Annotated in this window: 13 protein-coding genes; 7 read left to right on the top strand and 6 right to left on the bottom strand. The window is 44.9% G+C overall.

Features of this window, described 5'->3' with window-relative positions:
• Positions 1-2: 2 nt before the first annotated feature.
• The 4 genes from IRQ95_RS18885 to IRQ95_RS18870 form a co-directional block, all read right to left on the bottom strand.
• On the bottom strand, positions 3-1145 hold the full coding sequence (locus IRQ95_RS18885) for a mandelate racemase/muconate lactonizing enzyme family protein (protein WP_075650332.1): 1143 nt from the start codon (positions 1143-1145) through the stop codon (positions 3-5).
• 192 nt (positions 1146-1337) lie between these two features.
• A complete protein-coding gene (locus IRQ95_RS18880) occupies positions 1338-2303 on the bottom strand; it encodes a DMT family transporter (protein WP_194438820.1) in 966 nt (321 codons plus the stop codon).
• Between the two features lie 103 nt (positions 2304-2406).
• Positions 2407-3582 (bottom strand): UxaA family hydrolase, encoded by a 1176-nt coding sequence (locus IRQ95_RS18875; RefSeq protein WP_194438818.1) that lies wholly within the window; start codon positions 3580-3582, stop codon positions 2407-2409.
• Positions 3582-3911, bottom strand: a complete 330-nt coding sequence (locus IRQ95_RS18870; protein ID WP_194438808.1) for a UxaA family hydrolase — start codon at positions 3909-3911, stop codon at positions 3582-3584. The genes IRQ95_RS18875 and IRQ95_RS18870 overlap by 1 nt, the downstream gene beginning before the upstream one ends.
• Before the next feature lie 154 nt (positions 3912-4065).
• Here IRQ95_RS18870 and IRQ95_RS18865 point away from each other — a divergent pair, with 154 nt between their 5' ends.
• The 4 genes from IRQ95_RS18865 (at position 4066) to IRQ95_RS18850 (ending at position 9431) form a co-directional block, all read left to right on the top strand.
• Complete coding sequence (locus tag IRQ95_RS18865; protein ID WP_194438806.1) at positions 4066-4722, top strand: GntR family transcriptional regulator; 657 nt, start codon at positions 4066-4068, stop codon at positions 4720-4722.
• Positions 4723-5098: 376 nt separating this feature from the next.
• Complete coding sequence (locus IRQ95_RS18860; protein ID WP_348541631.1) at positions 5099-6604, top strand: sensor domain-containing diguanylate cyclase; 1506 nt, start codon at positions 5099-5101, stop codon at positions 6602-6604.
• A 235-nt stretch (positions 6605-6839) separates the two neighbouring features.
• A complete protein-coding gene (locus tag IRQ95_RS18855; RefSeq protein ID WP_194438802.1) occupies positions 6840-7991 on the top strand; it encodes a trans-sulfuration enzyme family protein in 1152 nt (383 codons plus the stop codon).
• Positions 7992-7994: 3 nt separating this feature from the next.
• Positions 7995-9431, top strand: coding sequence for a Na+/H+ antiporter NhaC family protein (locus tag IRQ95_RS18850; protein ID WP_194438801.1), 1437 nt, complete (start codon positions 7995-7997; stop codon positions 9429-9431).
• Positions 9432-9504: 73 nt separating this feature from the next.
• Here the strand turns inward: IRQ95_RS18850 and IRQ95_RS18845 are convergent, their stop codons facing one another.
• On the bottom strand, positions 9505-10425 hold the full coding sequence (locus tag IRQ95_RS18845; protein ID WP_194438799.1) for a histone deacetylase family protein: 921 nt from the start codon (positions 10423-10425) through the stop codon (positions 9505-9507).
• A 102-nt stretch (positions 10426-10527) separates the two neighbouring features.
• Between IRQ95_RS18845 and IRQ95_RS22315 the strand changes: the two genes are divergently transcribed.
• From IRQ95_RS22315 to IRQ95_RS18835, 3 genes are all read left to right on the top strand, one after another.
• Positions 10528-10650, top strand: coding sequence for a hypothetical protein (locus tag IRQ95_RS22315; RefSeq protein WP_267254620.1), 123 nt, complete (start codon positions 10528-10530; stop codon positions 10648-10650).
• A 43-nt stretch (positions 10651-10693) separates the two neighbouring features.
• Complete coding sequence (locus tag IRQ95_RS18840) at positions 10694-11380, top strand: SDR family oxidoreductase (protein ID WP_194438797.1); 687 nt, start codon at positions 10694-10696, stop codon at positions 11378-11380.
• 112 nt (positions 11381-11492) lie between these two features.
• Positions 11493-11699 carry a hypothetical protein gene (locus tag IRQ95_RS18835; protein WP_194438795.1) on the top strand — a complete coding sequence of 69 codons (207 nt, stop codon included), beginning with the start codon at positions 11493-11495 and terminating at the stop codon, positions 11697-11699.
• Positions 11700-11732: 33 nt separating this feature from the next.
• On the opposite strand, the gene IRQ95_RS18830 is transcribed toward IRQ95_RS18835, so the two are convergent.
• Entirely contained in the window at positions 11733-13700 is a 1968-nt protein-coding gene (locus IRQ95_RS18830; protein ID WP_194438792.1) for a DNA topoisomerase III, read from the bottom strand.
• Positions 13701-13750: the final 50 nt, after the last annotated feature.

Below are 13750 nucleotides of genomic sequence, written 5' to 3'. Positions count from 1 at the left end.
AATTAGTTTACGCGGTACTTAGCGATGATCTCTTCGTCAAGCTCAACACCCAATCCTGGAGTGTTTGGTACTGCTACGTAACCGTCTTCAAATGCGATTTGGTTTTTCACTAGTGAAGTAAACAGTGGGCTTGTGCTTTGAGAGTACTCAATTAGGTCGCCGTGCTCACGCGAAGCTAGGAAGTGTACCGTTGCTGCAATCAGGATACCGGTTGAGAAACCGTGTGGAACTAGCTTCATACCAGCCATGTGTGCCATGTCGTAGATCTTCACCATTTCAGTGATACCACCACAACGTGTTACGTCTGGTTGAACAAAGTCTGCGCCTGATTTTTCGATGAAGTTAGCGAACTCGTAACGCGTTGTTAGCGTCTCACCACCAGCAAGTTTTTGCGAAGTAGATTGAGACACTTTACGGTAACCCGCTAGTACGTCATCTGTGATTGGCTCTTCAATCCATAGTAGGTTGAACTCTTCTAGCTTCTTAGCCATCTCAATCGTGTGGCCAGCTGTGCGCCATGCGCTTGCTAGGTCGATTGCGATTTCAACGTCTTTGTTGATAGCGCGAGCAGTTTCACACACTGTCTTGATGATTTCGTAGTCAGTTTCTGCGTTTTTACCTAGAGGACCACCACCGAATTTTAGCGAAGTGAAACCTTGAGCCAGTAACTCAGTTGTACGAGCAACGTTCTCTTCTTTCACTGCTGACGGGATAAATGTACCGTATGCACGGATCTTCTCACGGAATTTACCGCCTAGAAGTTGCCATACTGGTACTTTGTAAAACTGACCTGCGATATCCCAAAGCGCCATATCGATTGCTGAGATAGCGTGGATCATTGTAGAGCGACGACCTGCGTAGTGCGTGCCGTTGTACATCTTAGTGTATAGACGTTCGATTTCTAGTGGGTTTTCACCAATTAGAAGACGCTCAAGACCTTGAGAAGAACCGTGACTTTGTGTTGCTTTGATACAAGCTTCGATCATCATTGGTGAGCTGTCAGATTCACCGACACCCGTAATACCTGCGTTAGTGTGAACGCGGATTAGTACGCCATCTTCACCCCATTCACACGCTTCATCAACAGCTGGAACGCGTAGGTGGATAACTTCTACTTCAGTAATTTTTAATTCGTTAAATAGCATGGTAATTCTCTACTATTGATAATAATTCAGTTGATAGCCAAGTCACCTCACGCTCTAGGCGCAGCGATATTGAGGTGACTCAGATAAATAAGTTCTTTCAGGGTTAATCAAATTGTGGAGCGATTTGATTTCTTGGGGGAATTGGCTGTCAGTCCCGATGCCGACAGCCATAACTCGTGGTTGAGTTAAGAATTAAGCCGCTGCTTTTTCTTCTTGAACAGCTGGTTTTTTCTTAGTGAAACGGTCACCCACTGTGTAGATACATAGCGCGATAACTACAGTCACAACACCAGCAAGTTTTTGCAGAGTCATTAGCTCACCTAGTAGGAAGTAAGCTACGATCATCGCGAATAACGGTAGAACGTTTAGAGCCATTGTCGTGATAACTGCGTCTTGAGTTTTTAGTGTTGCAATTTCCCATAGAGCGTATGCGATACCAGAACATAGCAGGCCAAGCGCTAGGATACTGCCGATGTGCTTGCCATTTTCAACCAATACTGAAGCTGAAGCGAAGTCTGCACCCGTTACTACACCAAGAACAAGTAGAGCAATTGTTGCTGCACCGAATTGGTAGAAACAGCTAGAGAATGTGTCGTAACGAGAGTTTAGATCAGAACCGAACTTACCAAGAATGTAGTTGTAAGTTACGAAGCCAAGTACGCCGAATAGTGCAAACAGGTGACCTAGGTTAAGACCTTGAATTTTGTTCGATGGGTCGTAAGCAATAACGCCAGCACCCACTAGAGATAGCACAACTGCAAATACTTTAGGTGCAGATGGCTTAATTTTATCGATAACAAATACCGCTAGCATGGTTAGGAACGGAGCCATACCGTTAATAACGCCGATCTCACCAGATGAAGTGTATTCGTAAGCTAGGATAGTAAAGTAGAAGAATACCGCTTGCGCAGAAACACCTGCCGCTGCCAATAGAAAACCGTCTTTTTTGTTTTGGATTTTCTTAAGCGTATGCTTCTTAGAGAACATGAATAGCACAACAAAACCTAGCGTAGCAATCGCGTAACGCGCAACCGCTAGAACAACAGGATCTAGCTTACCAGCTAGTACACCGCCAAGTGGGAACGATGCACCCCATAGAGCAGCACAAACAAGAGCGATGGTCAAACCAAGTGATTTATTAGGAGCAGGTTTACTCATTTTTTTATTCTCATATAAAGGAGTTGTACTAACTCCTTTGGGATATCCCCAAGTAATCTTAAGTTGTGTAACTCAAGACTTACTTGGGTAAACAACTTAGTGATTATTGTGGGCAAATACCGATAACGTGTTCTAGACGTTGATCTTTTTGGTACAGAGAAGCGTAAGCAAAACCAACACCTTCTAGGTTGGTCGGCTCACCATTTGCAACATCAAACACACGCTCAATGATCTTGTTCGATACATTGTCGATAGTGTCTGTTGCGTCCATGATTCCACAAGCGTTGATATCCATATCAGCCGTAATTAGAGAGCTGTTACCAGACACTCGAATTACTGGAACGATTGAGTTGTTGAAACCTGCAGCACCTGCAGTCCATAGAATTAGCTGACAACCAAGAGAAGCAAAGTGCATTGCTGCACCACCACATAGCATGGTTGTTTCCGTTAGGTAGAAACCTGGCGTCGTTGGCTTCTCACGGTGAACATGGCTAATACGTAAACAGTCTTGAATCGGACGAGTACCTGTCTTGTGCATTGCACCTTGAGATTTTTCATCGATAGTTGTTAAACCACCAACGCTGTTACCGATAGACATGGTTTCAGTGCCTTCGATTACGTGCCAACGTTTTAGATCTTCAGCGATAAGACGTTCGATTTTCTCACCGACTTCAGGTGTCACAGAACGTTCTTTCAAGATCTCTTCACAACCTAATAGCTCAAGCAGTTCGCCTGCCATTGTGGTTGCACCCATATCGATTAGCTTGTCAGATGCCGCGCCAACTGATGGGTTAGAAGCTAGACCGCTTGATGTGTCTGAACCGCCACATTTGATACCAATGCGCAGTGCAGAAACTGGTGCATCAACACGCTCTACGCTATCCGCGTATGCTTTTAGCTCTTTTGCTAGTTCAATACCATCTTTAATTGTTTCGATAGTACCTTTGTTCTTAATAACCGTTAGCGTATGAACCGGTAGACCTTCTTTACGCACTGGTTCTGCAACCATTTGTGGGTCGATTGAACCACAACCCATTGCGATAACCAGTACGCCTGCGATGTTCGGGTTAGTTGCTGTGTGGATGATGGTATCGATCATCTCTTCGTTACCACCATACATACAGGTGTAGTGGTTAGTTACAACAACTGAGTCATCAATCTCTTTACTGATGTTACGTGCGATACCTTCACAACATTCATCAATAGCAACAATCATTACGCTGTTACGGATACCAAATGTACCGTTTGGACGTGGGTAACCTTTAAATGTGCTAGTCATTATTTTTCGATCCCCATTTGCTTAATGATTTCTTCAATAATTGCTTCTGGAATGTCTAGGCGTTCGCTGCGAACGTTTTGGACATGAACAAGTTGACCGAGTGGAATTTCAACAATCGATTTACCGATAGAGTGACCACATTTCAAAATGTGCTCATCGTTTGCGATATCGCCAAGCGCAATTTTGTTGCCAAAAGTGATCTTTTGTAGCGCTTTGATTTCTGCGATTACTTCGTTATCTGCTGAAATGATCTCAACTAATTCGTGCTTTTCTACATCACCAAGTAGCGTTGCTACGTTGTCTGTAGAAGAAAGTTTTATTGCTTTCATTGTATGTACTCTGTCTTATCGTTAAACAGTTAATTGTCCATTGTCCGACAATCGGCATTATACAGTTAAACAAACGACAAAATATGACTAAAGTCACAACTTGGTGTAATATTTTTGAATATTCTGAAATGCGTGTGACTAATGAGTCTGGGAAATGAAAATAAATAAACAAAGCCTAGAAGACCAAGCTACTGAATTTATTAAACATATGATCGTCAGTGGTGAGCTTTCGCTAGGAGAAAAGATCGTTGAAAGTTCTTTATCAAAACAGCTAGAACTTTCTCGTAGTACGGTACGAATGGCACTCAATACCCTCGCCCATGAAGGTTTAGTGGTGCAAAAACCCTATGTGGGTTGGCAAGTGTTCGATCTTTCTGATGAAGATTTATGGGAGTTGTACCACCTTCGTGTGGCAATTGAGTCGCAAGCGGCGGTAATGGCGGCTGAAAAAGCAACCGCTGAAGACAAATTGGCTCTGCGTCAGGTTTATGATGAGTTTTGCCAGTTGTGCCAAAATGGACCATTAGAGTTAGTGATGGTCTGTCAAAAGGACTTCGAACTGCATCGAAAAGTGGTTGAGATCAGTACTAGCCCTAAGTTTCTTAAGATTTACGACCAAATCGCGAATCTACTTAAGAGCTATATCAAGCTTACTCACACCGATTATGACTTGTCGCAGAGTGCGGTGAGCCATAAAGGCATTGTCGAAGCGATCATCTGCGGCGATGGTGAACGCGCTCGTTTTGAGTCCAAACAAAACATCACCACCTTCACCGAATTAGGTCGTCTTGCTAGCCAAGCAAGTGCATAACAACGGCTTTGAAATGCGCTCGGATCTTTGCCGAGCGTTTTTTTTTACGCCAAAAGTCCATCGCATACTCCCCATAAATTCAATCATCTAGACCTTAAGCAATATCCGCTGATCGCGTAAACAAAATGTGTAAACTTCGTTCAACACTCAATAGATTTTTGTCGTGAAAACAATTCGCTTTACTGCTACCAATATGTGACACGTATCACTATAATACGCGCGTTTGAATTATCTCGATTTGTCCGCAGCCATGAACTCCTCTGACTTTAAGTTTTTCTTTACCCGATTTCTCGTCTTATTCAGCGTGTTTATTTTGTTGTTTCTAGGCATTTTTACTTATCACTCTAAGCAAGAGCTTGCATCTGTAAAAAGCAATATGAAAGTGGAGCAAAACGCGCTTCTTGAAGGTAAGAAAAACTACATCGAATGGGTAATTGGTTCGGTCGTTAAGGAAACAGCTCTATTGGCCGATCTTCTTGGCCAGCAAAAAATCTATAAATCCGGGACTGAACTGGATGAACAAACCAAAAGTCAATTGCTGCAGCATACCAGCAATGCCCTTTTGGCAATGAGTCAACGTAAAGAGATCTATGACCAGATTCGTTATCTCGATCTTGAGGGTAATGAAATTGTGCGCGTCAATTTCTACGATGGCAAAGCACACCTTATTGCCAAAGATGAACTGCAAAACAAAGCCCACCGCTACTACTTTCAAAAGGCATTGGCACTAGGGTGCAATCAAGTCTATGTCTCCCCTATCGATTTGAACATGGAACATGGCATGATCGAAGTGCCGCACAAGCCAATGATACGTATGGCCACCCCTGTTGTAGACGAACAAGGTCAGAAGCGCGGTATCGTGATCATCAACTATTTAGCAAAATATCTTATGGATGGCCTGCGTCTGTTTAACCTAGACAGCGGCACCAACTACATGCTGATCAACAACAGTGGCTACTTCCTATTTAATGATGAAAGACCGGATCTTGAATTTGCCTTTATGTTTGAAGACAAACAAGATCAAACTGTTTATACCATGTTTCCCGAATTAGCCGAGCGAATCAAAACCACTGTTTCAGGTCAACTTGAATCTGAAACTGGCATTATGACGGTTGAATCCGTCGGTGCGATAGACAGAGTCAATCCCTACTGTTTCCAAGACTTCCATGTATCAAACAATGATACCACTTCGTGGAAATTGGTTTCTTATGCGGATTTTGAAAAACGTATTGATGTACAACATCCGACAGCATTCCACGGTTCGATGATCCAACTGGGCGTATTACTCAGCATTGTATTAGCACTTTGCATTGCAACCTATCAACTGAGACTGAATCGCGACGATCGCCGTATTCACTACTTAGCCCATTATGACAACTTAACTGGCCTATATAACCGCGGCGCATTCCAGGCAAAATCCCTTGAAGCGGTGAAAAAAGCCAATAAAGAGGGTAATCCAGTGTGCTTAGTATTCATCGATCTGGATGATTTCAAATCAATTAATGACAGCTATAGCCACCGCGGTGGGGATATCGCTTTGCAACACGTAGCAAAAGCCATTCAATCCGTTTATGGCGAACAAGCGATCATTGGGCGAATTGGGGGTGATGAGTTTGCGGTGCTGTTGCACCAATCGCTGATTTTTGAACAAGCGCAGCAATATGCTGATGAGTTACTGGATGTGGTGAAGCGCCCATTTGAAGTAGAACCTGACGTCAAAATCCAAGTCAGCACCAGTATTGGCGGACACTACTGCCAAGACTCCTGCTGCGATAGTGATGATTTAATCCATAAAGCGGATATCGCCATGTATCAAGCGAAAGCTGCGGGCAAAGGCTGTGTGGTGATTCTCGATTGTATCGATGATTCAAGCCAAACCTAGTTTTCCATCAGTCATATCAACAAAACAACAAACACCGAGCAGCAGCTATATAGCTGCATGCTCGTAAGTAACCATCTGAAATTATTCAGCGAATCGACGATAGTTCTTATAACGAAACATTCGCCCCGATACCTTTTCACAAATTTGACTCTAAATTGATTGAGTTCCCCCCTCACTCAGCTTTACATTATGCGATATTCATCGTCCTCAACGTCGAAACCCAATAGGATCTCCTATGAAAAGCAATAAAATTGCCACAATTGCCATCCACGGTGGCAATCAAACTGATAAGGGCAATAACGCGATCTTTCCACCAATTGTTACTGCGAGCACTTTTGTCCAGCCAAACTTAGGGGAAAGTGGTGAGTTCTTTTACTCTCGCTGTGGTAACCCAACTCGTCATGCTTACGAAACCGCATTAGCCGAATTAGAAGGTGGCATTTACGCTACTGCCACGGCTTCTGGCATGGCGGCAACTACGCTCGCTTTGGAGATCCTAAACCAAGATGCACACGTGATTGTGATGTCGAGCGTCTATGGTGGGACTTATCGACTGTTTGAAAGCCTGCGCAAACGCACTTCGGGGCTGACATTTAGCTATGTGAACCTCAATGATTTGGCGGCTGTTGAGGCAGCGATCACCGCGCAAACCGCGTTGATTTGGATTGAAACACCAACCAACCCTCTTCTAGAACTGGTTGATATCAAAGCGGTGTGTGATTTAGCCAAAACAAACGGCATCACGACGTGCGTGGACAATACGTTCTCAACTGCATGGAACCAACGCCCGCTCGCTCTGGGCGCTGACATGGTGATGCTTTCAACCAGCAAGTACATTGGCGGTCACTCAGATGTGATTGGGGGGGCGCTTATCACCAACAACTCAGAGCTCGCGGCTCAACTGAATGCATTTAAAACCACAGTCGGAGCCATTGCCTCGCCTTTCGATTCCTATCTATCCCTACGTGGATTAAAAACACTAGACGTTCGCATGGAGCGCCACTGTGCCAATGCGTTGAAAGTGGCACAATTTCTTGAGACACACGACAAAGTCATCGAAGTTCACTACCCTGGCTTAGCTTCACACCCACAGCACGAACTGTGTCAACGTCAAATGAAGACTGGTGGTGCGGTGGTAACGATTCGTCTTGCTGGCGGAGAGGCTGAGGTTCGTCAATTCATTGGTAAGTTGCGTTATTTCGTTCTGGCGGAATCATTAGGTGGTGTAGAAAGCATGATTAATCACACCGCATCTATGTCGCATGGTTCGGTACCAAAAGAGGAACGCGAAGCAATGGGGATCTACTTTGAAACTCTACGTCTTTCGATTGGCATTGAAGATGCTGATGATCTTATTGACGATCTTAAGCAAGCATTAGAGGCTTAATCCATGACTGATTATGGTATTTGGACCATCATTACACCTTTGGTCACAATCGGTCTGGCTATTTGGACTCGTCAAGTCATCCTATCGCTACTTGCGGGTATTTTTGTTGGCTTTACGGTTATCCATAGTTTCAACCCTTTTTCTGGCATTGCGGCAACCTTAGATGGCATCATCGATGTCTTTTCTTCGGCAGGATCAACCCGCACCATTTTGTTCTGTTTTATGGTGGGCGGTCTAATTCGCTTAATCCAAGTGACCGGTGGTACCAAAGCACTGGTCCGTTACCTGACAGAAAAAGCGCATATTATCAACAATCCGAAAGCGGTTCAGTTGTTGGCAATGCTGATCACTAGCATTATCTTTATTGAATCCTCAATCTCCATCATGGCGGCGGGTACCTCAACCAATGAGTTAGCCAAACGCTATGGTGTTGCGCGTGAGAAAATGGCTTACGTGATCCAAGCGTCCTGTGTTTCAGTCTGCTCTAGCGTGATGATTAACGGCTGGGGTGCGGCAATGATGGGCGTGATTGGTGTGCAAGTGAGCAAAGGTTTCATCGATGGCGAACCTTTCAGTATTTTGGCGGGTTCGATGGTTTACAACTTTATGGCTTGGCTCACTCTCGCCTCGGTGTTGTTCTACATCTTTAGTGGCGTTAAATGGGGTTCGATGGGTGAAGCCGAGCGCCGAGCACTCACAGGACAAGAACTGCGTGAAGGCGCGTTTCCGATCACTTCAGAAGAAGACGTTGAAGTGGTAGAAAGTGCACACCACAAAGAGTCAATTCTTAACTTTTTGATCCCACTAGTTCCGACAACGATCATGGTGCCAGTCGGTCTCTACATTACTGGTAATGGTGATCTCGCTAACGGTTCTGGTTCAACCTCGGTATTCTGGGGAGTAATGCTCGGAACTGCCTGTTCTTTTGTTTACTTCACTAGCCGAAAAATCCTAAACGTCGATGCGTTTTTTAAGCACTTATTTGCCGGCTATGCGTCGATGATTCCTCTTAGCGCAATCATGACGCTGGCGTTTTTGATGGGTAACGTTTCTGGTGAGCTCAACACTGGTGCATTTATCACTCAATCGATTGACGGCATTATTCCATCGGGTTTTTCTGCAGCGTTTGTATTCTTGATTTCCGTTCTGATGGCAATTTCGACTGGAACCTCATGGGGAACGTTTTCGATTATGATCCCTATTGGTGTTCAAGTGGGTGCAGCTGTTGGCATTGACCCTCAGCTTATGATTGGCGCAGCGATTTCAGGGGCAATTTTTGGTGACATGACTTCGCCAATCAGCGATACCAGTATTGTCTCTTCAATGGCCACTAAGAACGACCATATTGACCATATTCGTACTCAGTTCCCATACGCGATCACAACAGGGCTAATTGCTACCGTCCTATTTACCATTTGTGGGTTCTCAATGCTCAACTAATACCAATCTTACTCAGACACAAGCCAGTGATTCTCGTCACTGGCTTTTTTGTCAAAGATTCACACAGCTCAACTTAGGTATAGTTTGCAAATGCGGCTTCCAATAACTGCATATGCAGTGGGACCAACGTTTGGTGATCGCTACGATACCCACCTCCAACCACACAAGCCATGGGAATGCTTTTCTCTTTCGCCAACTGGATTAAAAAACTGTCTCTCTGAAATAGCGCTTGTGTCGAGACGTTAAAGTAGCCCAACTCATCGTCACGATGAATATCAACACCCGCATCATAAACAATCAAATCAGGACGATGTAGATTGACTGCGGTTTGCACCACACTACAGAAATGGTCGAGAAATTCTTGGTCACCCGTTTCTCGGCTCAACGCGATGTCGATATCGGAATCCGGCTTCTTGGCTGGAAAGTTTTTATCGCAATGGAAGGAAAGCGTGATGATATCCTCCTCACCTGCGCACAAAGTCGCGGTGCCATCCCCATGGTGAACATCACTGTCAATAATCAGCACTTTGTCTATGTGGGGAAATTCCAGTGCGCGTTTAGCCGCCAAGACCAAGTCGTTAATCAAACAAAATCCCGAGCCAAAATCATAGTGGGCATGATGATAACCGCCACTTAAATGAATAGATAAGCCATGCTCTATCGCCAGCTCCGCACTGAGGCAAGTACCACCAGCGGACGTTAACGTACGTTCAATTAATTGCTCACTCCAAGGAAAACCAATTCGGCGCATTTTCGCTGCAGGCAATTGGTTATTGAACAGCGCCTCGATGTAGTCAGGGCGATGTACCTGCTGTACCTGAGCAATAGTTAGCGGTGTAGGCTGGGCAATCTCAAACAAGCTCAGCCAATTGGAGTCCTGTTGCTGTTTCTCTACTAGAGCTTGATACAAACGCTGATATTTACTGATTGGGTAGCGGTGTTCTGCTGGCAGCTCAAGCTGCGAATAGATAGAGTGGTAAACAATAGGAAGCATAGAGACAATCGCAATAACAAAGTATCTCTGTATGTTAACAGCTTGAAATTGTGCTGCAAAAAAGATTTAATTGATATTAATTATCATTTTCAATTAAATCTTATGTACTCTTCTACTCTCTATTTTTGGCTGGGCATTGCCGCCGGAACCTTGGGCGCAATGTTGGCGTTTATCACGATGGTACTCACCGCATGGTTCATGATTGATTTTATTATTATGCCCTAACACAATATGACCTAGACCATTTTAACTATTCCAAGGAGAGGCAATGAAAACGATACTGATCACCGGTGCAAACCGCGGTATTGGCTTAGGGTTTGTTCATCACTACCTAGCACAAGGAGCGACAGTTCACGCCACTTACCGTAATATCAACAGTGCCGAACCACTGCTCGCACTTGCCCATAAACATACTAATCTGCATTGCCATTGTCTCGACATCACCGACTATGACAAGTTCGAACAGCTCAGTGCGACGATTGGACGACTCGATCTGCTGATCAATAATGCAGGCTACTATGGTCCTAAAGGCTATGGTTTTGGCAATACGGATATCAACGAATGGCGTAAGGTATTTGAAATCAATGCAATAGCGCCACTTAAATTAGTCGAAGCACTGCATTTCAATCTCACTCAAAGCGATTCTCCAACCATTGCTTGTTTATCATCGAAAGTCGGCAGTATGACCGAGAATACCTCAGGCGGGGGTTATATCTATCGTTCATCGAAAGCGGCGCTAAACTCGGTGGTCAAAAGCTTAAGCAATGACCTTTCACCACAAGGGTTTACCGTCGTGGCACTGCACCCGGGTTGGGTACAAACCGAGATGGGTGGACCTAATGCGCTGATTGATGTTGCAACGTCAGTGAACGGCTTAACACAGGTAATTGCTAATTTTACCCAAGCGCAATCCGGACAGTTTATCAATTTCGATGGTAGCCAAATTCCTTGGTGATCAATTAGCTATGAAATTCCCTATACAAGCGAGTTTATAAACTTATCAAACGCGCTTGAAAATTCGCTTCCGACTTCCAAAATTAAAGAGGTTTTACTCAATAAGGAGAGTATTGATGGCGGATAGACATCTAGTGAATTTCAGTGAAGCGCATGAGTTGAATTACTGCCTACGAAGTGCTGGCAAACGCCAAACTCAAGCCAATCGAGATGCTTTGATTGACTTGGGCAAGCAGGTGAAAAGCGAGCTTGGTAAACGTGTACTAACGCAAAATGACGTACGCGGAGCGATCGCTGATAATGGCAACCTATTTGATTAGTTCGAGCGCGGCTTTGTGACGTAGCCGCCTCTGTTACTTACTCGCTTTACTTTTCGTCGCCGACGGCTTTTTTGCACCTGATTTCGCAAATGTTCGCTTCTTGCGTTTAAATGCTGGTCGTTCAACTTTTGGCAGATGACGTAATGACTCTGGCACTTCACCACTTTTCACTTGGGTCATCAAACCACTAATGCGATCATGCAATGCTTGCATAAACGGCTGGTAGGCTTGATTTCGCTCTGCCATACCCTGCAGTTGATGTTCCCAATTAGCGGTCATATCAGGGTAAGTAGACTCATTCGGCAATGCATGAATTAAACCTCTTCCTGCTGGCGAACTAAGAATGCTCTTGCCTTGTCTAGTTAAAAGTTGGCGTTTAAATAGCGTATCTAATATACCTGCACGCGTCGCTTCCGTACCGAGGCCATCTGTTTCGCGTAGAATTTTTTTCAGCTCTTTATCTTCAACAAAACGAGCAATCCCCGTCATCGCTTGCAGCAGCGTTGCTTCGGTAAAGTGTTTCGGCGGCTCAGTTTGGTGCTGCTTAATTTCCCCTTCACGGCAAGTCAGCACTGTCCCTTCCGCTAGAGGCGGCACGTTATCGACACCGGCATCTTCATCGTCCGCTTTACCCATCAAGGCTTTCCAACCTGCGGCAACCAATTGACGACCTTTTGCCACAAACATGCCACCGGCAATATCAAACACCAATTTAGCTTCTGCATAGACAGCTGGCGGATAAAATTGCATCAAATACTGACGAGCTATCATCTGATACACTTTCATTTCATTGCCCGACAACCCATTGACTGAAGCCTGCTTTGGCGTGGGTATAATTGCGTGGTGAGCGTCGACTTTTTTATCATTCCATGCTTTTGACTTAAGCGCTAAATCAGCACCATTCACCGCAGCACTCATCTCTTTAGCGTTATGGGCAATCGCCTGACAAACACTACCCGCTTGCGCGTAATGTTCTTGCGGCAAGTAGCGACAATCCGAACGAGGATAGGTAATCAACTTGTGTTTTTCATACAATGACTGACACGTGTCCAGCACTTGTTGCGCACTCATTCCATAGCGTTTGGCAACATCGATCTGCAGCGCAGACAGCGAGTACGGCAGTGGCGCAGCTTGTTTCGTTTGTTTTTGCTGTGACTCCGTTACCTTAGCGGGTTGATTGGCTATACGACTGGCAACATTTTCCACCAGCTTACGATTCTGTACTCGCCCTTCTTCATCTTGCCAAGGCTTACAAGCATCACTTGGTTGCCATTTCGCACGGATATCAAACGCACCAAATTCTCCTTGATAAGGGATCAGTGCATGGAGACTGAAATAGTCACGTGGGACAAAATTTTCGATTTCTTCATCGCGACGGACCACTAAGCCTAAGACGGGGGTTTGCACACGTCCCACTGATAACACGCCTTGATAACCGGCCTTCTGACCTAAAAGAGTATAAGCACGGGACATATTCATTCCGTAAAGCCAGTCTGCGCGTGAGCGCGCTAATGCCGATACAGATAACGGAATAAAATCACGATTGCTACGCATTGAGCTAATTGCTCGTTTCACTGCGGGTAAGTTAAGGTCACTGATCAGCAGGCGCTGAGCGCTCTGCTTTTTACTTTGAGAGACCTTGCAGTAATCCAGCACCTCATCGACTAAGAGTTGTCCTTCTCTATCTGGATCACCGGCATGAATGATTTGCGCACTCTCTTTGAGTAATTTGCGAACGACCGTCAATTGCTTACTGGCTGATTTACGCGGTCTTAACTGCCACTGCTCTGGCACAATCGGTAAATCATTGAGATTCCATTTCTTATAGCGCTCGTCATAGACATCAGGTTCTACCTGTTCAAGCAGATGTCCGATACACCAAGTCACTACATCACCATTGCCACAGCGAATAAACCCTTGTTCGTTCTTTTTCGGCCCTGGAAGTGCCGCAGCAATTGCTCGCCCTAAACTTGGTTTCTCAGCAATAAATAAACGTGACATAACGTACCTAGCGATCTCTATCAGTCGCACAAATAAATAAGGGCCACATT

Source organism: Vibrio fluminensis (assembly GCF_015278125.1).
Taxonomy (GTDB): Bacteria; Pseudomonadota; Gammaproteobacteria; order Enterobacterales; family Vibrionaceae; genus Vibrio; species Vibrio fluminensis.
Note: the sequence above shows the minus strand (reverse complement) of the source record. Positions and strands in the feature narration are given on the sequence as shown.

Bases quoted from the DNA above. Each gene is read 5' to 3' on its own strand.
- IRQ95_RS22315 (WP_267254620.1), top strand. From the start codon at position 10,528: ATGTACTCTTCTACTCTCTATTTTTGGCTGGGCATTGCCGCCGGAACC.
- IRQ95_RS18875 (WP_194438818.1), bottom strand. From the start codon at position 3,582: ATGACTAGCACATTTAAAGGTTACCCACGTCCAAACGGTACATTTGGT.
- IRQ95_RS18855 (WP_194438802.1), top strand. From the start codon at position 6,840: ATGAAAAGCAATAAAATTGCCACAATTGCCATCCACGGTGGCAATCAA.
- IRQ95_RS18880 (WP_194438820.1), bottom strand. From the start codon at position 2,303: ATGAGTAAACCTGCTCCTAATAAATCACTTGGTTTGACCATCGCTCTT.
- IRQ95_RS18870 (WP_194438808.1), bottom strand. From the start codon at position 3,911: ATGAAAGCAATAAAACTTTCTTCTACAGACAACGTAGCAACGCTACTT.
- IRQ95_RS18865 (WP_194438806.1), top strand. From the start codon at position 4,066: ATGAAAATAAATAAACAAAGCCTAGAAGACCAAGCTACTGAATTTATT.
- IRQ95_RS18830 (WP_194438792.1), bottom strand. From the start codon at position 13,700: ATGTCACGTTTATTTATTGCTGAGAAACCAAGTTTAGGGCGAGCAATT.
- IRQ95_RS18860 (WP_348541631.1), top strand. From the start codon at position 5,099: ATGAAAGTGGAGCAAAACGCGCTTCTTGAAGGTAAGAAAAACTACATC.
- IRQ95_RS18850 (WP_194438801.1), top strand. From the start codon at position 7,995: ATGACTGATTATGGTATTTGGACCATCATTACACCTTTGGTCACAATC.
- IRQ95_RS18840 (WP_194438797.1), top strand. From the start codon at position 10,694: ATGAAAACGATACTGATCACCGGTGCAAACCGCGGTATTGGCTTAGGG.
- IRQ95_RS18885 (WP_075650332.1), bottom strand. From the start codon at position 1,145: ATGCTATTTAACGAATTAAAAATTACTGAAGTAGAAGTTATCCACCTA.
- IRQ95_RS18845 (WP_194438799.1), bottom strand. From the start codon at position 10,425: ATGCTTCCTATTGTTTACCACTCTATCTATTCGCAGCTTGAGCTGCCA.